The following is a 21,696-nucleotide window of genomic DNA, read 5'->3' as shown; positions in this document are numbered from 1 at the left end:
GCCGCCCTTTCTGCCGTTTGTCCGCCCGACACAGAACAAAGCGGCCAGGTGGAATGAAATGCAGATGTCTGTCGGGCACCGCATGAGGAGAGTATAGCACGGGCAGGGCGGAAGCGGTAGGGTACTTTCTTCCGGAGGAGGACTCGGCCTTCCCCTCGCTTTGAAAGGGAGCGTTATGAGAAAAGAGGAGAGAAGATTTGCGGACGGCGTGCTCAGCACGCTTTGCTATATCGAGCGGGACGGAAGCTATCTGATGCTCCATCGGGTGCGGAAGAAGGAGGATGTCAACGCGGGAAAATGGATCGGCGTGGGCGGGCACTTCGAGAAGGACGAGAGTCCGGAGGAATGCCTGCTCCGGGAGGTCCGGGAGGAGACCGGATACTGTCTGGATCAGTACCGGCTCCGCGGCATTGTGACCTTTCTCTCCGGGGACGGCGTCACGGAATATATGTTTTTATACACGGCTTCCCTTTTTCACGGAAAGCTGACAGACTGTGAGGAAGGCGTGCTGGAATGGGTGCCGATCGAAAAGCTTTCAGAGCTTCCGCTCTGGGAGGGAGACAGGATCTTTCTGCGGCTTCTCTCTGAGGAGCATCCCTTTTTCTCCCTGAAGCTTCGCTACGATGGGAGAGGAGGGCTGAAGGAGGCGGCGCTGGACGGAAAGCGAATCCCGCTCGGCGATTCGGAAGGTTTGCGCTGATATGAGGATGCGCTGCTGCTTCCGGCCTTTGCTTATACGGATATTTTTGAAAATTTCCTATGCGCCGTCGGGTGCGGTGGGAGAAGGCTCGGCTTTTTCGGTATAAAAATGGCGCCGGAACTTCCGGCCCGGAGATTCATTTCGGAAAACAGGAGATTCATTTCGGAAAACAGGAGGGGCATGACGGAAATCAGAGAGAGGGCGGAGCACGGAATCCCCGTGCTCCGCGCGAGAGAGATCAAGAAGGAATATCGTCTGGGAGAACTTACGCTCACGGCACTTCGGGGCGTTTCCCTCTCAGTCTACGGCAGGGAGCTCATCGTTATTTTGGGGCCCTCCGGCTCCGGAAAGAGCACGATGATGAATATTCTCGGGGGGACGGAGACCGCGAGCTCCGGTGAGGTTTACTACCGGGAGAAGGCGCTCGACTGGTCGGACCAGGATGCTCTGACCCTTTACCGGAGGAAGCATGTCGGCTTTGTCTTTCAGTTTTATAATCTTCTTCCGGGGCTTACCGCGCTTGAGAATATTCAGCTTGCCGGGGAACTCTCCGAGCATCCGATCGGGGCGGAGGAGCTCCTCAAAGAGGTCGGGCTCTCGGACCGGGCCTCCCATTTTCCGAATCGTCTCTCCGGCGGAGAGCAGCAGCGGATCGCGATCGCGAGGGCGCTTTGCAAGAATCCGGATATTCTGCTCTGCGATGAGCCGACAGGGGCGCTGGATTCCAAGACCGGCATCCAGGTTCTCCGACTGATCTATGACTTTTCGAGAAGCTATCAAAAGCCGGTTGTACTGATCACGCACAATGCGAATATCGCGAAGATGGCGGATCGGGTCATTTACTTTAAGGACGGATTGATCGAGCGGGAGGAGGGGAATGCCTCTCCGCTCCCGCCGGAAGAGATTGAGTGGTAGGCGATGAGAAGTTTTCGAAAAAATGTATTCCGGCTCGCTCTGAAAAACCGCTCCTCCCTGCTCGGCGCGCTCCTCATCATTGCGCTCGGGATTTTCGTGCTGGTCTCCTTTTTCGATGTCTTTCAGAATCTGGAGGATCAGATCTCGGATTACTATCGGGACAGCTGCTTCGGCGAGGTCTTTGCCACTGTCACCGGGATCGGAGAGGCGGAGCTTATGGGCCTGGAGGACATCCCCGGCATAGCGGAGGCCTCCGGCAGGATCGCGGGGGATTTCCGTCTGATTTCCGATCTCTCGGAGAAGGAGGGAAAGATCGTCTCTGTTCACCTCCTCTCTTATGACAGGGAGGACAGGGAGAATCTCCCGGAGTTCTCGGCGGGAGCCCCGGAGGAGGGGGAGATCCTCCTCGGAGAGAGGATGGAGGACAGCTATCATTATTCCCGGGGGACGGAGCTCCGCCTCCTTGTCGAGGGGAAAAGTCACAGCTACAGCTACCGCGGGAGCTTCCGGCAGCCGGACTACATTTATTCGGTTCCGCCCAGCGGCTCCATGGTCCCGGACGGCTCCAGCTATGATATCGCGATGATCGAAAAGTCGGATATGCAGAAGCTCCTGGGGACAGAGAATCTGACGGAGCTTTCCTTCCGCCTGGAGCCGGGGATAGATTTTCAGGATATCCGCCATGAGCTCGAGGAGAGACTCGCTCCCTACGGGCTTCAGAGCATCCTCGAGAGGAAGGATCAAAGCAGCAACAACAGGGTACAGGAGGAGTTAGAGGAGCTCGAGGGCACGGGCACGCTGATCCCCCTTATCTTCCTTATGATCTCTGTTTTTATGCTCTATATTGTCCTTCGAAAGATGCTGGAGCGGGAGCGCATGCTGATCGGAGGGATGAAGGCCCTGGGATTAAGCGATCGGGAGCTGATCTCGTCCTATCTTTTCCTGGGACTCGGGATCGGCTTTTTCGGCGCCCTGCTGGGGAGCTTCTTTGCGGGCTTTTTCGGCCGTTACATCTTTTCGATCTACTGCCAGTATTTCAATCTCCCGGAGCCAAAATACCGGGACATCCTCTCCTCCAGAATCTTTTCCCTGCTTCTTGCCTCCGGGGCGGCGGTGCTCGCGGTCTTTTTCGGCGTAAAGGAGATCCTCCGCATCAGTCCCGCTGCGGCGATGCGCCAGCAGAGCGGGGGGAAGCAGAAAGTATTCCGCATGGCAGGTCTGGAACGCATGCTTCCGACACTTTTCGACCGCCTGGCTGCCCGCTCTATGCTGCGAAATCCCTTCCGCTCTTCCCTCATCGTGCTGGCGGTCGTCTTCTCCTTTTCGCTCTCTTCCGTGCTTTTTTCCTTCCCGGAGGTGATAAGGCACATGCTGGACACGGAGTTTGTGGGGACGGAGAGCTATGATATCCTGATGGATTTATGGGATTATCAGAGTCCGGAGAGAGTGGCGGGAGCGGGAGAGGAGCTTCCCGGTGCCAGGGTCTCAGAGGCCATATCTCAGCTTTCGGCCGTCTTCTACAAGGGCTCCCGGAAGGAGTACGGCATCGTCACGGGTTTAAATCCGGGCTCTTCCCTTCGCCGCATCCTCGACCGCTCGGGGAGACATCTCTCTCCCCCGGAAAACGGCGTAATATTGAGTGAAAGTCTGGCGAAAAAGCTGCATGCATCCGCCGGAGAGCGGGTGGAGCTGGAGCTTTCCGGTGTCCGCGGCGGAAGGAGGAAGGTCCTCGTGACAGAGGTCGTATCGGAGGAATTCGGAAGCGGAGCCTATCTTGCGCTCTCGGCCTTTCCGGATGTGCTCGGGATAGACCGAGCTGCGAACAAGCTCCTTCTGAAGGCGGCCCCCGGGCAGAGGGAAAGGCTGAGAGAGAGCGTCAGAGGGGCGAAGAGACTCCGCTGGGCCGCGGATATGCAGGAGATCCGGGAAAGCTATGAGAAAATGCTTGGGAGCAATTCCATCATGATGAGCGCCTTTGCCTTCATGTCCTTTCTCGCGGCGGGAATCCTCATCTATCAGATCAGCATGATCAATATCCGGGAGAGGAGGCTTGAGCTTGTGACGCTTCGGCTCATGGGATCCAGCAGAGGGGAGCTTGGGAGGATGCTCCTCATCGAGCAGCTCCTCCTCCTTCTCCTCGGCCTTCTCCTGGGGCTTCCCGGAAATTATATGCTTCGGAGGCTTCTCGAGCTCAGCATGAAGTCGGATTCCTACTCTATCAGCTTTCACTTTTATCTCATGCCGAGTCTGAGCTCCGCCTTCTTCTGCCTCCTGATCAGTCTCTGTTCCTGGCGAAGCTCTGTCCGTCTGATCCTGAAAACCGCGCTCACAGAAGCTCTGAAAGAGAGGGAATGATATGCTGAAAAAAAACAGAAAATGGCTTTTTCTTCTGCCGCTTCTCCTGATCCTTGTCCTTGTCATCTTCTTCCGCACACTGCCGAAGGAGGTCGAAACGGTGCGGGCGGAGAGAAGGGATGTGGAGGATTACATCACGGAGGACGGGACGCTCTCCTTCGGAGACAGTTATTCCGTGATCTCGGAGCTCTCCGCCCCGGTCAAGGCAGTGCTTGTCTCCGAGGGACAGGAGGTCTCTCCCGGAACGGAGCTTTTTCAGCTGGACGAAACGGACTATATCTACCAAAGAGACCAGCAGAGAGCGGAGCTTTCGTCCCTCGAGGCACAGCTTCAAAAGGCGGAGCTGGATCCTCTCATGACAGCCTCCCCGGAGGAGTACATCGGGAATCTGAAATCCCAGCTTGAATCCGCGGACGCGGCGCTCTCGGCTTTGGAGAAGGACTATCGGGCGGCGGAAAGCCTCTTTCAGAGCGGTGATATCTCCGAGGCGGACCGGGAGAAGGCCAGGGCCGCCTATGAGAAGGCAAAGAGCGATGCGGAGACGGCGAGGGCGCGTTATGAGAGAAGCAGTCAGTCCCTCCGGGAGCTCGAAAAGCAGGGGATCAGCGGGAAGAAGCTGAATGAGCAGTTCTACGGTGCGGACCGGGCGGCCCTTCAGTCCAAGATTGACGCCTTGAACGCAGCCCTTTCTCAGCTCGATGAGAAGATCGGGAAGGCCAGTGTCCGGGCGAACCGCGCGGGGATCATCACCGCCCTTCCCATCCGGGATCTCTCGGTGATCTCCGCGGGACAGGAGGCGGTGCGGATCAAGGGAAGCGGGGAAGCGTATGTCAGTGCGAAGGTCCTCTCCTCTGTCGCCCCCCTCCTTCACATCGGAGATCCGGTCGATGTGAAGCTGAAGCTCAGGGGGAGCGAGGAGCACTTCGAGGGAGAAATCGCGGAGATCCGGGGCTATGCGGAGAAGGGCGTGTCCGCTCTCGGAAGCGATGAGTACCGTGTGGAGCTGAGGGTTTCTCTAAAGGACAGCTCCGCGCTCTCCGGGAGGGACGGCTACGGCCTCACGCTTCGCCTTCGAAGCTACGAGGGAAAGAATGTCTTAACGATCCCCGCGGAGGCGGTATTCGAGGAAAATGAGAAGCACTTTGCCTATGTCCTTCAGTCCGGAAGAGCGCAGAAAAGGGAGCTGAGCCTCTCCTATGAGGCGGGAGGAAATGCCGTCATTGAGAGCGGCATCGAGGAGGGCGAGGAGCTGATCCGGGATGCCGGAGCAAAGGGCATCCGGGACGGTGTGAGGCTTCGGGGAAAGCAGAAGAGCCAGGGAGAAAAAGAGAAAGAGAAAGGAACAGAGAAATGACGGTAAAAAGGGATTCCTTTGGGAGACTTCCGGATGGAAGGGAGGTCTTTCGCTATCTTCTTCGAAACGGGAGGGGCACAGAGGCGTCCTTTCTGGACTATGGCGCGATCTGGCACGGCATGAGAGTTCGGGACCGGGAGGGAGAATTTCGCGACATCCTCCTCGGAGTCGGAGGAGCGGAGCATCTTCCCGAAAACCCGGGGCATATGGGGGAGATTATCGGCCGGAATGCAAACCGGGTCGGAGGAGCGGGCTTTTCCCTGAACGGGATTCAGTATTCCCTCGGGCGGAACGCCGGGGGAGACTTCAACCTTCACTCCGGCCCGGATTATTACGGGCGGAGGTTCTGGAGGGCGGAGCTTCCCCGGGAGGAAAATTCCGTCTGCTTTTCCCTCCATTCCCCGGACGGCGACCAGGGCTATCCCGCGTCCCTGGAGCTCTCCGTCTCTTATACGCTCTCTGAGGACGATCTTCTGTCCATCCGTTATCTCGGGATCTCAGACCGGGATACGGTGCTCAATCCGACAAACCATGCCTATTTTAATCTGAATGGAGAGGGGAGCGGCAGTATCGGAGGGCAGTATGTGCAGATCTTTGCGGACTGCTATACGCCGACCGACTCTTCCTCCATCCCCACCGGGGAGATCGCGCCATTGGACGGGACAGCGCTGGACTTTCGGGAGGAAAGACGGATATCAGAGCGGATTGAGGCGGATTTCCCGCCTCTTCGCATATCCGGGGGCTATGATCAGAACTTTTGCTTAAGGGGAAGCGGGAGGGAGGAGAGACTCGCCGCCCGGGCCCGTTCGGAGGAATCCGGGATCGGCTTGGAGCTTCGCACTGACCTTCCGGGCCTTCAGTTCTACAGCGCAAACTCCATGGATGCGAGGGGAATCGGAAAGGGCGGGAAGGACTACGGCAGAAGATCGGGCTTTTGCTTTGAGACGCAGTATTATCCGGACAGCGTGAACCAAAGGAATTTCCTAAGTCCCATTCTGCGGGGAGGAGAGCGCTGGGAGAGTGTCAGCAGCTACCGCTTTACGCTGGAGAGGAGAAAATGAAGGAGCTTTTTATCACAGAAAAGCCCTCCGTCGCGAGGCAGTTCGCGGAGGCTCTGGAGCTTAAGCCAAGGGGCTCCGGGCGGGACGGCTATCTGGAGACGGAAAACTATATCCTGACCTGGTGCGTGGGGCATCTGGTCACGATGTCCTATCCCGAAAAATATGATGAGAAGCTCCGGCAGTGGCGCTTTGACAGTCTTCCCTTTATTCCAAAGGAATTCAAGTATGAGGTGATCGGGAGCGTGCGGAAGCAGTTTGAGATCGTCTCCTCCCTCCTAAAGAGGGAGGATGTCAAACGGATTTATGTCTGTACGGACTCCGGGAGAGAGGGGGAGTATATCTACCGCCTGGTGGAGAGGGAGGCCGGCGTTAAGGACAAGGAGAGGAGAAGGGTCTGGATCGACTCCCAGACGAAGGCGGAGATCCTGAGAGGGATCCGGGAGGCCCGCCCGGAATCGGACTATGACTGTCTCTCTGCCGCCGCCTTTTCCCGGGCGAAGGAGGATTATCTGATGGGGATCAACTTCTCCCGCGTCTTAACCCTCCGCTACGGAAAGGAAATCTCCAGGAGACTCGGGCGGAAGAAGAATACGGTGGTATCCGCCGGGAGGGTCATGAGCTGCGTGCTGGGCATGCTCGTGAGGAGGGAGGAGGAGATCCGGAGCTTTCAAAAGACCATCTTTTATAAGCTTCTCGGGGACTTTGGGACAGAGGCAGAGGGAGGGGAGATTCTGAAGGCAGAGTTTCGGGGCCGGGAGGACTCGGAGCGCTATCGGCCGACGGAGCTCTATAAGGGGAGCGGCTTTCTCCGAAAGGAACGCGCGGAGGAGTTCGCGGCCTCCTTTTCCCCTCTTCCGAGGGAGGCGGTCCTTCGCTCTGTCGAAAAAAAGAAGGAGACGAAGAATCCCCCCTTCCTCTATAATCTCGCGGAGCTTCAGAATGACTGCGCGCGCATCCTGAAGATCGATCCCGACGGGACGCTCTCCGCGGTGCAGGAGCTCTACGAGAAGAGGCTCACGACCTATCCCAGGACCGATGCGAGAGTGCTCTCCTCCGCGGTCGCGCGGGAGATAGAAAAGAATCTGAGGGGGCTTCTCTCCTATCCGCCCTGCAAAAAGTATGCGGAGGAGATCCTCGCGGGGAATCAGTATCAAAGGATCGAAAAGAGCCGCTATACGGATGATAAAAAGATCAGTGATCATTATGCCCTCATCCCCACCGGACAGGGCCTCAGGGAGCTTTCGGCCCTTTCCCCCATCAGCCGGAGGATTTATGATCTCATCGTGAGGAGATTTCTCTCGATCTTCTATCCGCCCGCAATTTACGACAGGCTTTCCCTTCGGATCGAATGTGCCGGGGAGAGCTTCCTCGCAAATTCCCGCTCGCTCCGGGAGCCCGGCTATCTCAGGATCCTCGGGGACGGGGAGGAGAAGGAGAGAGAGGGGAAGGAGAGCGGAGAGGGGAAGGCTTTTGGAGAGAGGCTTCGAAAGGGGCAGAAGCTCGTCCTTCGGAGCCTTACGCTGAAGGAGGGCGAGACCTCGCCCCCGAAGCGCTACAGCTCCGGGAGCATGATCCTTGCGATGGAGAACGCGGGGAATCTGATTGAGGATGAGGAGCTCCGGGCGCAGATCCGGGGATCCGGCATCGGGACCTCGGCCACCCGGGCGGCGATCCTCACAAAGCTCGAGAGGATCGGGTATCTTAAGCTTCAGAAAAAGACGCAGCTTCTCTTTCCGACAGAGCTCGGGGAGCTTGTCACAGCGGCGCTTCGGGCCTCGATCCGGCAGCTTCTGAATCCCGAGCTCACGGCATCCTGGGAGAAGGGACTCTCCTATGTGGCGGAGGGGAAGATCACGGAGGAAGAGTATATGGCGAAGCTCGACCGCTTCGTCCGGTCGAAGACAAATGCGGTAAAGGCAATGCGCCTTTAAAGCGGGAAGAGGGAGGAAAGCAAAGTGAAGAAGGATGACCTTCGGATTGAAAAAATGTTCGAGCTCCGCTATACTCAGGCGGCGGAGCTTTTTGAGGGGAAGCGCTATCCCTGGGAGGTGCTTCCGGAGCTCTCCGCCTTTATCGAGAGGATAGGCAGGGAGCTCCCTCCCTCGGAGTATGAGGAGCGAAGCCCGACCGTCTGGATTCACCGGAGCGCAAGAGTCTATGATTCCGCCTTTCTTTCGGACCACATCCTGATCGGCCCGGAGACCGAGGTTCGGCACTGTGCCTTCCTCAGGGGAAGTGTCCTCGCCGGGAGAGGCTGTGTGATCGGGAACAGCTGTGAGCTGAAAAATTCGATCCTTTTTGACTCTGTGCAGGTTCCGCATTACAATTATATCGGCGACTCGATCCTGGGCTATCGCTCCCATATGGGAGCGGCCTCTCTGACCTCCAATGTAAAATCGGACAGAAGACCGGTCTTTGTGCATGCGGAGGACGGAGAGATTGAGACAGGACTCAAGAAGCTCGGGGCCATACTCTCGGACTGTGTGGAGGTGGGCTGCGGCTCTGTCCTGAACCCGGGCTGCTGTATCGGCAGAAATACGAACATCTATCCTCTGAGCTCCGTGCGGGGGACAGTGGATGCCGACTCCATCTATAAGCGGGAGGGAGAGATCGCGCGAAAAAGAACGGGAGAGAAAGGACATAGGGAGATATGAACAATCGGGTAGTTGCGGGAGCGGCGGCAGCAGCGGCAGTGGTGCTCGGCGGCGCACTGATTTTTATGAGGATGACGAGAAAGACGGATACGGACGCGATGAAGAGCATCCACAGCAGTCCGGCCGCGGTGCAGACCGTGCAGCCGGGAGACGAATCAGACAGGGAAGAGAGGGCGGAGAGCAGCAGCGCGCCGGAGAGGGCAGAGGGAATCGCCGCGGAAAAGAGCAGGGCAGAGCAGGGAGGCTATGAGCTTTCGATGCAGACGGAGAGCCTTTCCGACGGGGTGAAGCTGCAGTATCCCGTCCTCTCCGGCATGGAGGACAGCGCGCAGCAGGATAAGGTCAACGCACTTTTAAAAAGTCATGTGGACAGCTTTGTGAAGGCCTATCCGATCGATGCGGCAAAGGACAAGCTGGAGCTTTCCTGCCGGCAGAACACACTGGACCGGAGCCGTCTCGGCGTGATCTACAGCGGGCTCTTAAACGGAAAGACGAAAATCTTTTTTGCGGATACCGTAGATTTAAAGACGGGAGAGTCCGTTTACCTAAAGGACTTCCTCCAGCCGGAGACCGCTGCGGAATATGTGCTGGGAAAGGATCTTCTTTTTGAGGAGAAGAATGCGTCGGAGAGCGGAGAGATCCTGAACTACCTGCATTCCAAGGACCGCTCTTACTACATTTCGCTTTTTTCGAAGCAGGCCTTTTCAGGGGATCCGAAGACGGAGAGCTTCTTCTATACGATGAAGGGGAACATCATTTTCTCCGTCCCGCTGCCGGAGAAGCTCGGCGGATATGTACTGATTCGCTTTGAGCCGGAGACGAAGTAGAGGGGATTTCTGCGGATGAGAAAAATCCGAGGAGCAGAAGAGGAGAAGGAGCTTGGAAGAGGAGGCGTTTTTCAAAATGGATGGCTTTTCTGAAAATGTATATGTGCTGGATCATCCTCTGATCACGCATAAGATTTCGATTCTGCGGGATAAAAGGACGGGTACCAATGAATTCCGCCAGCTGGTGGAGGAGATCGCGATGCTGATGGGCTTCGTCGCGCTCTCCGATCTTCCGATGAAGAGCGTGGAGGTGGAGACGCCGATCGAGAAGACGGAGACGAGGGTGATCGCCGGGAGGAAGCTCGCGGTGGTCCCGATCCTCAGGGCGGGGCTCGGCATGGTGTCCGGGCTCACGGCCCTGGTGCCCTCGGCGAAAATCGGGCATATCGGCCTCTACCGGGATGAGAAGACGCATAAGCCCGTGGAGTATTTCTGCAAGCTCCCGAATCCCATAGAGGAGAGGACCATCGTGGTCTGCGATCCGATGCTTGCGACCGGAGGCTCCGGGATCGACGCGATCACACAGATCAAGAGGCACGGCGGCCGGAAGATCAAGTTCGTGTGCATCATCGCGGCGCCGGAGGGGATCAAGGCGCTCTCCCTGGCTCACCCCGATGTCCAGATCTATGTGGGAAATCTGGACCGCTGTCTCAATGAAAATGCCTATATCTGCCCGGGACTCGGGGACGCGGGGGACCGGATCTTCGGCACAAAGTAGGCAAAATGGAAAGAAAAAAAGAGAGCGGTCTTTGCTCCGATCGCTCTCTATGCCGCCAGCCGGACTTGAACCGGCACGGTTTCCCGCTTGATTTTGAGTCAAGTGCGTCTGCCATTCCGCCATGGCGGCTTGCTGAAAACAGCGGAATTAAATTAGCATACTTTGGGATATTTTGCAAGTACTCCGGGAGGCGATGGGATGAACTGTCTCGAGGCGAGAAAGTGCATGTATGATTATCTGAACAGGGATCTGGATGAGCGCACGCTGAGGGACTTTCTCTCCCATCTTGAGGACTGCCCGGAGTGTATGGAGGAGCTTAAGATCACGCATATGGTGTACACCGGCGTGGAAAAGCTGGAGAATGAGGATGATGATCTGAATCTGGACCGGGCCTTTCGGAAGAGTCTGGAGCAGTCCCGCTTCCATCTGATCCGCCTGTCCATGCTCACGACAGGGCGCTACGCGGCGGATACCGCGGTCTTTTGGAGCCTTGTTCTGGCACTGCTTCTCCTGGGGAGGATCCTTTTGCAAAAACACGGCATCGAGCTCCGATATCCCGTATTATCCTGCCTCTTTTTTTTCGTTTAGAGCCTGGAGGTTCCATGTCAGAGAACAGACTTTTATTGATCGATGGGCACAGTATCCTGTCCCGCGCGTTCTACGGCATCCCGGAGCTCACAAACTCCGAGGGGAAGCATACGAATGCCGTATACGGCTTTTTGAATATCCTTTTGAAGGAGCTGGAGCTGGAGGAGGCGGATCACCTCGCGGTGGCCTTCGATCTGCCCGCGCCGACCTTTCGCCATAAGCTCTTTCCGGAATATAAGGGCACGAGGAAGGCGATGCCGGAGGAGCTCAGGGAGCAGGTGCCGCTGATGCAGGAGCTGCTCTCGAGCATGCATATCCCGATTCTGAAAAAGGAGGGATATGAGGCGGATGATATCCTCGGTACGATCGCAAAGCGCATGCAGAAGGAGGGGAAAGAGGTCGTCATCGTGTCCGGCGACAGGGATCTCCTCCAGCTCGCGGATACCCGCATCAAGATCAGCCTGCCGAAGACGAGCCGCGGACAGACGGAGATCCTGAGCTATTTCCCGGAGGATGTCAGGGCGGAGTGGAAGGTGAGCCCGGAGGAGTTCATCGATCTGAAGGCGCTGATGGGAGACAGCTCGGACAATATCCCCGGTGTGCCGGGCATGGGGCCGAAGACGGCGGAGTGGATCATACAGCATTATCATACGATAGAGAATGCGAAGGAGCACGCGCTGGAGGAGGATTTCAAGGTTCCGAGGAAGCCCCGGGCGGGGCAGGAGCTCCTCGAGCACTGGGACCTTGCCAGGCTCTCAAAGACCCTTGCGACGATCTTCTTGGAGGTTCCGATCGACTTTGACTTCCGGGATGCCCGGGTGGAGAATCTTTTTAACGAAGAATCCCTTGCGATGGTCAGAAGACTGGAGTTTAAATCCCTCGTGAAGCGCTTTGACGAGGGACTGCTCTCAAAGGGGGAGGGAGAGGGGACGCTCTCCCTTCCGGAATGCCGGGATGTGACGGATCCTTACCTCTTCGGGATCGTTTTTTCGGATGCGGAAAATGCCGCTTCCGCCGGCTTTTTCCTCGCGAGGGAGGAGGATGAGGAGGTCCTCTACTTTGCCCTCTCGAAGGACCGGCTCTACCGCTTTCACGGCTTTCCCTTCGGGGAGAAGCTGAATGCGCTTTCCGAAAAGACCCTGCTCTATACCCTGTCCTTAAAGGAGCAGCTCTCCCGGACCGAAATATCCGAGAAGGGGAACTGGCAGGATCTGTCCCTTGCGGCCTATCTCCTGAATCCCTTAAAGGACAGCTATGACTATGATGACCTATCGAGGGATTATCTCGGGCTCCTCCTCCCCTCTGAGAAGGAGCTCGGGGATTCGGAGAGGCCGGGAAAGTACCGCGCCTTCCTCTCCCTTCTCAGCGGGAAGAAGCTTCTCTCCCGGCTCGATAAGAAGGAGAGGGAGCTCTACCGTGAGATCGAGCTCCCCCTGGTCTTCACCCTGCACGAGATGGAGGAGAGCGGGATTCTCGTCGACCGGGAGGCCCTCCTCTCCTATGGGGCGGAGCTCCGGGAGAAGATCGGGGAGATCCGGGAGAGAATCTACCGGGAGGCAGGGGAGGAGTTTAATCTGAATTCCCCGCAGCAGCTCGGGCAGATCCTCTTTGAAAAGCTGGGGCTCCCCGGTGGGAGGAAGACGAAGACGGGATATTCCACAGCGGCGGATGTCCTGGAGAAGCTCTCCGAGGAGAACCAACTTGCGGCGGATATCCTGGAGTACCGCACCTACAGCAAGCTGAATTCCACCTATGCGGAGGGGCTTCTCTCCTGGATCCGGGAGGACGGGCGCATCCACGGGCACTTCAATCAGATGGTGACTGCGACCGGCCGGATCTCCTCGACGGATCCGAATCTTCAAAATATCCCGATCCGGACGGAGATGGGGCGGCGCTTCCGGAGAGTCTTCATCCCGAAGGAGGGCTCGATCTTCATCGATGCCGACTATTCCCAGGTGGAGCTTCGCATCCTCGCGGCACTGAGCGGGGATGAAAAGCTGATCCGCGCCTATCAGAATGCGGATGATATCCACGCGGTGACGGCCTCCGAGGTCTTCCATGTTCCGCTCTCCGAGGTCACGCCGCAGCTTCGGCGAAACGCGAAGGCCGTGAATTTCGGGATCGTCTACGGGATCTCCGCCTTCGGGCTCTCCGAGGGTCTGAGCATCTCCAGGCAAGAGGCGAAGGAGTATATCGAGAGATATTTTGAGACCTATCCCGGCGTGAAGAAATTCCTGGACGGGGAGGTGGAGCTTGCGAGGAAGCAGGGCTATGTCCGGACGATCTTCGGCAGGAAACGCCCCGTGCCGGATATCACTTCCTCGAATTTTGCGAGGAGGAGCTTCGGAGAGAGGGTTGCGATGAATTCGCCGATCCAGGGGAGCGCGGCGGATATCATGAAGAAGGCGATGAACGAGGTTTCCCGCGCCTTAAAGGCGGGAGCCTTCCGGGCCCGCATTGTGCTGCAGGTCCACGATGAGCTTTTATTGGAGACGCCCGAGAAGGAGGCGGATCAGGTGGAGAAGCTCCTCATCCTTTCGATGCAAAACGCCGCAAAGCTCCTGGTTCCGCTGATTGCGGACGCAAAGCGCGGAAGGAACTGGGAGGAAGCGCATTGAGAGCGGGGAGGTCCTTTTGAAAGAAATTACGGCAGAGGATATCATGCACATCGGCTTTCTGAAAAAGAGCTGCTTCACGGGTTCCTCGGAGGGGATGCGCTATCGCCTGGAAAAGAGCAGCTCGGGAGAGGACGGGGGGGAGAAGACCGAGCTTCTCGCAACCGTCTGGCCGGAGCCCTATGCCTTTGAGCACACGGAGGAGAGCCGGAAGAAAAGGGAGCGTTTTTCGTTCTCGGAGGAGGGCCTTGAGAGAGCGCGGCAGTGGCTGAACGAGCAGAAGGCCGGATATTTTGACAGCGCGGGGCCGGGAGAGGAGGGGGGATGCTGATCGCCGTGATCGGGGGCGTCGGGAGCGGAAAATCCACGGTGCTCACGATCCTGGAGCGGGACTTCTCCGTATGCGGCCTCCGCACGGATGAGGTCGCGGGAGACCTTTATCGGAGGGGAAATCCGGTTTTTCATGCTCTGCTCCGTCTCCTTCCGGATATCGGGACGGCATCCGGAGAGGGAATCGATAAAAGGAAGCTTGCGGAGCGGATCTACGGGGATGCGGCGCTTCGAAAAGAGGTCGAGGGGATCGTACATCCCGCCGTCTGGCAGGAGGTCGAGCGGAGGATGCTCCTTTCCCGGGAGAGAGGAGAGAGCCTCGCGGTGGAGACGGCGCTTCCGGAGGAGCACTTTCTCCGCGCCTGTACAGAGGTTTGGTTTGTCTATGCAGAGCGGGAGGTCCGGATCTCCCGCCTCCGGGAGGGAAGGGGCTACAGCAGAGCCTACGCGGAGCGGATCATCGACAGCCAGAGAAGTGACGAGGAATACCGGAGTCTTTCGGATTGGACGCTGGATAATTCGGGATCGGAAGAGGAAACAAGGGATGAGATTTACGAGCATTGCAAGCGGCTCGAGCGGGAATGCAAGCTATATCGGAGATGAGGAGACGCATATCCTGATCGATGTCGGCGTCACGCAGAAGGCGATTACGGAGGGGCTCTCCGCGCTCTCCCTTTCTCTTTCGGATATTGACGGGATCTTCCTGACGCATGAGCATATCGACCATATCCGAGCGGTCGGGACGATTTCCAGAAAGTACGGGATTCCGATCTACGGGACCCTGGCAACGCTTCGGGAGACACTGCTCTCGAAGAGTCTCGGCGACTTCGACCGCGGCCTTCTCCATCCGATCCTGCCGGACCAGAGCATCCGGATCGCTTCCCTGGAGATTCTCCCCTTCTCCATCGACCACGACGCGGCGGACCCCGTCGCCTACCGCGTCCGATCGGGGGAGAAATGCGCGGCGGTGACGACGGATCTGGGACATTTCGATGATTACATCTGCGGGCATCTCAGAGATCTGGACGCTGTCCTGATCGAAGCAAATCATGATCCGAGGATGCTCGCGGACGGACCCTATCCTCTTCCCCTTAAGCGGAGGATTCTTTCGGACCGGGGACATCTCTCCAATGAGATCTCCGGGAAGCTCATCGATACCATCCTGCATCCCGGACTAAAGCATATCTTTCTCGGGCATCTCTCGGAGGAGAATAATCTTCCGGAGCTTGCCCTTCGGACGGTGCGGGAGGTGATCGACCGATCGGAGAGCGGGAATCGCTCCGAGGGGCTTTCCATCAGCGTCGCAAAGAGACATGCGGTCTCTGAAATCATAGAGTTTTAGGGAGAGAGGATGTTCCGAGGGAAGAAAGTGATCGGAGTTGTGGCGGAGTTTAATCCCTTTCACGAGGGACACCGCTATCTTCTCAGAACAGCGAAGGAGGAATGCGGCGCAGACTATGTGATCGCCGTGATGTCGGGGGACTTCGTACAGCGGGGGGAGCCCGCCTTTTTTTCGAAGTACGAGCGGGCGGAAAAGGCGGTCCTCGGCGGTGTCGACCTCCTCCTCCAGATGCCGCTCTGCTTTTCCGTATCCTCCGCGGAGGATTTCGCGCGGAGCGGGATCTCAATGCTGTCGGACTGCGGCATCGTCGATGAGCTTGTCTTCGGCTCGGAGAGCGGAAGGAGAGAGAGACTGGAGGAGATCGCATCCTTTTTGCTCCGGGAGGATCGGGAGGGGACAGCATTTTCCGCCCGGCTGAGGGATGGACTCCGAAAGGGGCAGAGCTTTCCCCGAGCGAGGGAGAAGGCCCTGTCTGAATTCCTTCCGGGGCCTTCCCTCTCCCTCTCTCCGAATGACCTCCTCGGGCTGGAATATCTGAAGGCTCTGAAAAGCCTCGGAAATCCCTTCCCCTTTCGTCTGATTCCCAGAAATATGCGCCTTCGGAGCGCGCATTCGATCCGGGAGGATATCATGGAAAGCTGCGGAAGGGACTGCGGGCACCGCTGCTACGCGGAGCTTGACATGCTCTCGGAGATGCTCTCCTACCGCCTCCTTCTGCTCCACCATTCCAAGATCCCGCTCACAGAATTTCAGGATGTCTCCAGGGAGCTCTCCGCCCGCATTCTGGAGAGAGCCGGAGAGAAACTTCGTTTTCGGGAGCGGATCGAAAGGGCAAAGGGGAAGAATCTCACCTGGAGCAGGATCTCCCGGGCTCTTCTCCACATCCTTCTCGACATCCGATCGGAGGAGTACCAAAGAGAAAGGGAGAGAGGATATGCGCCCTTCCTCCGCGTCCTCTCTGTGAGCGAGGAGGGGAGAGAAATGCTCGGCGCCCTCAAAAGACCTCCTTTAGTCTCACCCGGGAGAGCCCTTCGGCGGGACACCTCCCTCGGAGAGAGCTTTTCGATGCGGACAGACCTCCTCGGCGCTTCCCTTTACCGGCAGATTTATCCGGATGCCCCGGAAGAACTGCGGCAAAAACTGCTTCTCGTCCGAAGATAAGCCCAAATACCCCTCCGCAATGTAGAAATTCCACAGAAACTAGTGTACAATATGATTATAGCGCCCAAGCTCTCCGCCCTGCGGGCTGCTTGCAGAAAGCAGGGCGGCAGAGCTTGAGGCGCGCCCCGGCATGAGCAGGAAGCGGGGGAGGGGCCCTGCGGAGTGCGAATGAAGGGGCGGATTGCGGGAGCGCAGAGCGCGGAGCAATCCGGGAATCATAGTGCGCAGAGCTTGAGGCGCGCCCCGGCATGAGCAGGAAGCGGGGGAGGGGCCCCGCAAACTTATTTTTTATTTTTTAAAACCGCGCCCGGCGAAAAACCGGGACTTTGCCGTGCCGGGGAGGCCGGACTGCGGAAAGGGGGACTATCGAAATGAAACTGATCTATGCGATTGTCCGAAATGACAATGAGGATGATGTGACCGGTGCGCTCATGAAGGAGCATTTCTCCGTGACCAGACTTTCCACGACGGGAGGCTTTCTCCGAAAGGGAAATACGACGCTCATGATCGCCCTCGAGGATGAGCGGGTGGATTCCTGCATAGAGATCATCAAAAAGCAGTGCGGGAAGAGACAGAATATCACCGTCAATATGCCCTATATTTCGGGGAGCTCCATGGTCAGCTACACGACGATGCCGATGAACGTGGAGATCGGCGGCGCGACGATCATGGTCCTTCCGCTGGACCGCTTTGAGAAGTATTAAGAGGGTGTTCTGCTTTTAGGAAAGGAGAATGGGGATGGCTTTTATTGATGATGTAAAGGAAAAGGCGAGGGGAAGCTTGAAGACGATTGTCCTCCCGGAGTCCGAGGACCGGAGGACTCTGGATGCGGCGGACAGGATCCTTAGGGAGGGCTTCGCAAAGCTCATTCTTCTCGGAAATGAGGAGAAGATCCGTGCGGACGCGGCGGCCCTGGGGGACAAGCTCGAGGGGGCGCGGATCGTGGACCCCAAAAAGAGCGAAAAGCTGGAGAGCTATGTCGAAACGCTGACGGAGCTTCGGAAGAAGAAGGGGATGAGTGAGGAGGAGGCGAGGAAGCTTCTCACAGAATCGAATACCTACTTCGGCATGATGATGGTGAAGATGGGAGATGCGGACGGCCTGGTCTCCGGGGCCTGCCACTCCACGGCCGACACCCTCCGTCCCGCGCTTCAGATTCTGAAGACAAAACCCGGGACAAAGCTGGTGTCCGCCTTCTTCGTCATGAATGTTCCGGACTGTCCCTACGGGGAGAACGGCAGCTTCGTCTTTTCCGACTGCGGGCTCAACCAGAATCCGACATCGGAGGAGCTCGCGGCGATCGCGGAGGCCTCCGCGGATTCCTTCCGCTTCCTGATCGGAAAGGAGCCGAAGGTCGCGATGCTCTCCTACTCGACCAAGGGCTCCGCGAAGCACGATGATGTCACGAAGGTTCAGGAAGCGGTCCGGATCGCAAAGGAGGAGAGGCCGGAGCTCGCCCTGGACGGGGAGCTGCAGCTGGATGCTGCGCTGGTCCCCGCTGTCGCCGCCCTGAAGGCCCCGTCCTCCGAGGTCGCAGGGCACGCAAACACCCTCATCTTCCCGAATCTTGACGCCGGAAATATCGGCTATAAGCTCGTCCAGAGGCTCGGAAAGGCGGAGGCCTACGGCCCCATGACGCAGGGGATCGCAAGACCGGTGAACGATCTCTCCCGCGGCTGCAGCGCGGATGACATCGTCGGTGTCGTCGCAATCACCTCGGTGCAGTGTCAGCTCTTTGATTAAGGAAACGATATCTTTTTAGGAGAAACGTAATGAAAATTCTGGTAATTAACTGTGGCTCTTCTTCCCTCAAGTATCAGCTTATCGATATGGAACGGGAGACTGTGATGGCAAAGGGACTCTGTGAGCGAATCGGCATCGAGGGCTCGAAGCTTACGCACAAGGTCCCGGATCGGGAGGATGTCGTGATCGAAACCCCGATGCCGGATCATTCCGTCGCCGTGAAGCTGGTATTTAATGAGCTGACCGGGGATCATGGTGTCGTCGGCTCCGTCGACGAGATCGACGCGATCGGACACAGGGTTCTGCACGGGGCGAATAAGTTCACGCAGTCCTGCGTCGTGACACCCGAGGTGAAGAAGGTGATCCGCGAATGCTTCGACCTGGGACCGCTTCACAATCCGGCGAATCTCATGGGAATCGAGGCCTGTGAAAAGGTCGTTCCGGGGAAGAAGAACATCGCCGTCTTTGACACGACCTTCGGCATGAGCCTCCCGGAGAAGGCGTATTACTACGCGATTCCGACGGAATACTACGAGAAGTACGGCATCCGCCGCTACGGCTTTCACGGTACGAGCCACGCCTATGTCTCCGGAGAGACCATCCGCTTCGGAAAGCTGGACCCGGAGAAGGCCAGGGTGATCGTATGCCACCTCGGAAATGGGGCCAGCATCTCCGCCTCCATCGGCGGGAAGGCGGTCGACACCTCTATGGGCCTTACCCCGCTTGAGGGTCTCATTATGGGGACCCGATCCGGAGATGTCGACGGCGCTGTCATTCAGTTTATCGCAAACCACGAGCATAAGACCGCGGACGAGGTGCTGAACATCCTGAACAAAAAGTCCGGCATCCTCGGGATGAGCGGGATCTCCTCGGACTTCCGGGATGTCGAGAAGGCGGCGGCAGAGGGAAATCATATGGCGAAGGTCGCGCTCGAGGCCTTCCGCTACCGTGTAGCGAAGTATATCGGCGCGTACGCGGCGGCGATGAACGGCGTGGATGCGATCTCCTTTACGGCCGGTGTCGGGGAGAACGACAAGAACGCGAGAAAGCGCATCGTCGAGGAGTACCTGGGTTATCTGGGAGCGAAGATCGACGATGAGAGAAATAATGTCAGAGGAGAGGAAAGGCTGATTTCCTCCGACGATTCCAGGGTGAAGATCTTCCTGATCCCGACCAACGAGGAGCTTGCGATCGCGAGGGATACCAAGCGCCTTGTCCTGGGATAAGGAAAGAGGAGCGGAGGCATGGATGATTTTTCGCTTGCATTTTTCCCCTCCATAGTGTAGAGTGTAACGTATGCGCGGATCCTGCGGGATCTTTGCATCGGACAGCTCGAACCGTCCAAAGACTAAGACGAAGGAGGTGTGAATCAATGTCGATTTGTCCCAAGAATAAATCGTCCAAGGCTCGCAGGGATTCCAGGAGAGCGAACTGGAAGATGGGCGCGGTGAATCTTGTGAAGTGCTCAAAGTGCGGCGCTCTGCATATGCCTCACAGAGTCTGCAAGGCCTGCGGTTCTTACAATAAGCGTGAGATCATAAAGGTGGAGGACTGATCCTCCCCTGGAATTTCTCAGAGCCCCGGAGATCCGGGGCTCTTTTTCATCGCCGTTTCAATATATTGCCGGCAGACTTCATTTACACAAAGGCCGCAGGAGATTTTGCGCGAGCCTTTCGGCGATCTGCTGTTTTTGGATAAAAACAAGGAAGCGGGGGGAAACGCACTGGACGCGTACTGCGTATGATGGTATCATGATTCCGGTTTCGGCTGAGAGGCCGATGAGTCTATCAATAGAAAGGAGTATGTCATGACAAAGTATGTATGTACAGTCTGCGGTTATATCTATGATCCTGAAAAGGGAGAGCCGGATTCCGGCGTCGCCGCGGGAACATCATGGGAGGACGTCCCCGAGGACTTCGTCTGTCCGCTCTGCGGCGTGGGTAAGGATCAGTTTGAACCGTCTGAGGGGTGATTCAAAATGCATTCGACCAGAAATGTAACAGATGACATCGTCTATGTCGGCGTGGAGGACAGGAGGCTTCATCTCTTCGAGAACCTCTTTCCTCTGGACCGCGGCATAAGCTACAATTCCTATCTCATCCTGGATGAGAAGACTGCGCTTCTCGACAGCTGTGATCAGACCGTCGGGCGTCAGTACTTTGAAAATGTGGAATATGCCCTCTCCGGGAGGAAGCTCGACTATCTCATCGTCAACCATATGGAGCCGGACCACTGCGCCCTGATTGATGAGGTGCTCCGGAGGTATCCCTCCGCACTCGTCGTATCCAATGCAAAGACCTTCCAGATGATAGAGCAGTTTTTCTATGCTCTTCCGGAGGAGAGAAGGCTTTTGGTGAAGGAGGGGGACGAGCTCTCCCTCGGAAAACATAAGCTTGGCTTCTATTTCGCTCCGATGGTACACTGGCCGGAGGTCATGTTCACCTACGACGAGACGGAGAAGATCCTCTTCACTGCGGATGCCTTCGGCGTCTTCGGCTGCAACAACGGAAACCTCTTCGCAGATGAACTCGACTGCCGCGCAAAGGACTTTGTGGATGACGCGAGAAGATATTATACGAATATCGTCGGAAAGTACGGCGCGCAGACACAGAACGCGATGAAGAAGGCCGCGAAGCTTTCGATCCGTATGCTCTGTCCTCTGCACGGGCCGGTCTGGAGGAAGGAGGAGGATCTTAGCTTCATTCTGGGTCTCTATGACAGCTGGTCCCGCTATGAGGCAGAGGAGAGAGGCGTCACATTCTTCTATAACTCGGTCTATGGAAATACGGATTCCGCGGTCAACAGCCTGTGCATGCGGCTCGGAGAACGGGGGATCCGGAATATCCGCGCCTTTGATGTCTCAAAGACGGAGCAGTCCTTCTGCATTTCGGAGTGCTTCCGTGTTACAAATCTGGTATTTGCCGGGACGACCTACAACAATGGCCTTTTCCCGAAGATGGAGGATCTCCTTCTGGATATGAAGGCTCTTTCTGTCCAGAATAAAAAGGTCTCTCTCATCGAGAACGGCTCCTGGGCTCCGCAGAGCGGAAGGCTCATGAAGGAATATTTTGACAGCATGAAGGGGATCGAATATGTGGGAGATCTTCTCACGATTCGTTCCGCCGCCTTTTCCGAGGAGGCGATGGAGAAGCTCGCAGATGCCATCGCTTCCTCCGTGAAGGAAGAGAAAAAGGACTGAGAGCCGCGGACAAAGTGAGGCGGCGAGGGGACCGATACGGTTATGCCATCCTGATTGCAGAGCAGGGGATTTCCGCATGGGTCCCTTTTTTCGATGGAAATGGGGGCTTGTCCCATAAAAGATTGCTTATCAGA

The 21,696-nt window shown here is 57.2% G+C and carries 21 protein-coding genes and 1 tRNA gene; 21 read left to right on the top strand and 1 reads right to left on the bottom strand.

The window, feature by feature from the left end:
* Nucleotides 1-175 precede the first annotated feature (175 nt).
* From HMPREF1986_RS09700 to upp, 9 genes are all read left to right on the top strand, one after another.
* Entirely contained in the window at nt 176-700 is a 525-nt protein-coding gene (locus tag HMPREF1986_RS09700; protein ID WP_021774661.1) for an NUDIX hydrolase, read from the top strand.
* Nucleotides 701-880: 180 nt separating this feature from the next.
* Nucleotides 881-1,615: an ABC transporter ATP-binding protein gene (locus HMPREF1986_RS09695; RefSeq protein WP_155978802.1), complete on the top strand. Its 735-nt coding sequence runs from the start codon at nt 881-883 to the stop codon at nt 1,613-1,615.
* A 3-nt stretch (nt 1,616-1,618) separates the two neighbouring features.
* Entirely contained in the window at nt 1,619-3,970 is a 2,352-nt protein-coding gene (locus HMPREF1986_RS09690) for an ABC transporter permease (RefSeq protein ID WP_021774659.1), read from the top strand.
* Nucleotide 3,971: 1 nt separating this feature from the next.
* Complete coding sequence (locus HMPREF1986_RS09685; RefSeq protein WP_021774658.1) at nt 3,972-5,324, top strand: HlyD family secretion protein; 1,353 nt, start codon at nt 3,972-3,974, stop codon at nt 5,322-5,324.
* Nucleotides 5,321-6,385 (top strand): aldose epimerase family protein, encoded by a 1,065-nt coding sequence (locus HMPREF1986_RS09680; RefSeq protein WP_021774657.1) that lies wholly within the window; start codon nt 5,321-5,323, stop codon nt 6,383-6,385. Before HMPREF1986_RS09685 ends, HMPREF1986_RS09680 begins: the two co-directional genes overlap by 4 nt.
* Nucleotides 6,382-8,316: a DNA topoisomerase gene (locus tag HMPREF1986_RS09675; protein ID WP_021774656.1), complete on the top strand. Its 1,935-nt coding sequence runs from the start codon at nt 6,382-6,384 to the stop codon at nt 8,314-8,316. Before HMPREF1986_RS09680 ends, HMPREF1986_RS09675 begins: the two co-directional genes overlap by 4 nt.
* Nucleotides 8,317-8,340: 24 nt before the next feature.
* On the top strand, nt 8,341-9,039 hold the full coding sequence (locus tag HMPREF1986_RS09670; RefSeq protein WP_021774655.1) for a hypothetical protein: 699 nt from the start codon (nt 8,341-8,343) through the stop codon (nt 9,037-9,039).
* On the top strand, nt 9,036-9,866 hold the full coding sequence (locus tag HMPREF1986_RS09665) for a hypothetical protein (protein WP_021774654.1): 831 nt from the start codon (nt 9,036-9,038) through the stop codon (nt 9,864-9,866). Before HMPREF1986_RS09670 ends, HMPREF1986_RS09665 begins: the two co-directional genes overlap by 4 nt.
* A gap of 76 nt (nt 9,867-9,942) precedes the next feature.
* The gene (gene upp / locus HMPREF1986_RS09660) at nt 9,943-10,584 is read left to right on the top strand and encodes a uracil phosphoribosyltransferase (protein ID WP_036600194.1); all 642 of its coding nucleotides are present in this window, start codon (nt 9,943-9,945) and stop codon (nt 10,582-10,584) included.
* Between the two features lie 50 nt (nt 10,585-10,634).
* Here the strand turns inward: upp and HMPREF1986_RS09655 are convergent.
* Nucleotides 10,635-10,713, bottom strand: a tRNA-Leu gene (locus HMPREF1986_RS09655).
* 69 nt (nt 10,714-10,782) lie between these two features.
* On the opposite strand from HMPREF1986_RS09655, the gene HMPREF1986_RS09650 reads away from it, so the two are divergent.
* The 12 genes from HMPREF1986_RS09650 (at nt 10,783) to HMPREF1986_RS09595 (ending at nt 21,562) form a co-directional block, all read left to right on the top strand.
* Nucleotides 10,783-11,172, top strand: a complete 390-nt coding sequence (locus tag HMPREF1986_RS09650; RefSeq protein ID WP_009215947.1) for an anti-sigma factor family protein — start codon at nt 10,783-10,785, stop codon at nt 11,170-11,172.
* A 14-nt stretch (nt 11,173-11,186) separates the two neighbouring features.
* The gene (polA, locus tag HMPREF1986_RS09645) at nt 11,187-13,790 is read left to right on the top strand and encodes a DNA polymerase I (protein WP_021774652.1); all 2,604 of its coding nucleotides are present in this window, start codon (nt 11,187-11,189) and stop codon (nt 13,788-13,790) included.
* A 16-nt stretch (nt 13,791-13,806) separates the two neighbouring features.
* Nucleotides 13,807-14,118: a hypothetical protein gene (locus HMPREF1986_RS09640; RefSeq protein ID WP_021774651.1), complete on the top strand. Its 312-nt coding sequence runs from the start codon at nt 13,807-13,809 to the stop codon at nt 14,116-14,118.
* Nucleotides 14,112-14,720 (top strand): dephospho-CoA kinase, encoded by a 609-nt coding sequence (coaE, locus tag HMPREF1986_RS09635; protein WP_021774650.1) that lies wholly within the window; start codon nt 14,112-14,114, stop codon nt 14,718-14,720. Before HMPREF1986_RS09640 ends, coaE begins: the two co-directional genes overlap by 7 nt.
* The gene (locus HMPREF1986_RS09630) at nt 14,662-15,459 is read left to right on the top strand and encodes an MBL fold metallo-hydrolase (RefSeq protein ID WP_021774649.1); all 798 of its coding nucleotides are present in this window, start codon (nt 14,662-14,664) and stop codon (nt 15,457-15,459) included. The genes coaE and HMPREF1986_RS09630 overlap by 59 nt, the downstream gene beginning before the upstream one ends.
* 9 nt (nt 15,460-15,468) lie before the next feature.
* Nucleotides 15,469-16,620 (top strand): tRNA(Met) cytidine acetate ligase, encoded by a 1,152-nt coding sequence (locus HMPREF1986_RS09625; protein WP_021774648.1) that lies wholly within the window; start codon nt 15,469-15,471, stop codon nt 16,618-16,620.
* Nucleotides 16,621-16,991: 371 nt separating this feature from the next.
* Nucleotides 16,992-17,324: a cyclic-di-AMP receptor gene (locus HMPREF1986_RS09620; protein ID WP_009215940.1), complete on the top strand. Its 333-nt coding sequence runs from the start codon at nt 16,992-16,994 to the stop codon at nt 17,322-17,324.
* A gap of 34 nt (nt 17,325-17,358) precedes the next feature.
* Nucleotides 17,359-18,363, top strand: coding sequence for a phosphate acetyltransferase (gene pta / locus HMPREF1986_RS09615; RefSeq protein WP_036600188.1), 1,005 nt, complete (start codon nt 17,359-17,361; stop codon nt 18,361-18,363).
* Nucleotides 18,364-18,392: 29 nt separating this feature from the next.
* On the top strand, nt 18,393-19,589 hold the full coding sequence (locus tag HMPREF1986_RS09610; RefSeq protein ID WP_021774646.1) for an acetate/propionate family kinase: 1,197 nt from the start codon (nt 18,393-18,395) through the stop codon (nt 19,587-19,589).
* 146 nt (nt 19,590-19,735) lie between these two features.
* Nucleotides 19,736-19,918 (top strand): 50S ribosomal protein L32, encoded by a 183-nt coding sequence (gene rpmF / locus HMPREF1986_RS09605; protein WP_009215937.1) that lies wholly within the window; start codon nt 19,736-19,738, stop codon nt 19,916-19,918.
* Nucleotides 19,919-20,170: 252 nt separating this feature from the next.
* Complete coding sequence (rd, locus tag HMPREF1986_RS09600; protein WP_009215936.1) at nt 20,171-20,335, top strand: rubredoxin; 165 nt, start codon at nt 20,171-20,173, stop codon at nt 20,333-20,335.
* Between the two features lie 6 nt (nt 20,336-20,341).
* The gene (locus HMPREF1986_RS09595) at nt 20,342-21,562 is read left to right on the top strand and encodes an FprA family A-type flavoprotein (protein ID WP_036600156.1); all 1,221 of its coding nucleotides are present in this window, start codon (nt 20,342-20,344) and stop codon (nt 21,560-21,562) included.
* The last annotated feature ends 134 nt before the right edge of the window (nt 21,563-21,696 follow it).

It is taken from the genome of Oribacterium sp. oral taxon 078 str. F0263 (assembly GCF_000469565.1).
GTDB lineage: Bacteria > Bacillota > Clostridia > Lachnospirales > Lachnospiraceae > Oribacterium.
This window is presented reverse-complemented; position numbering and strand designations above follow the sequence as displayed.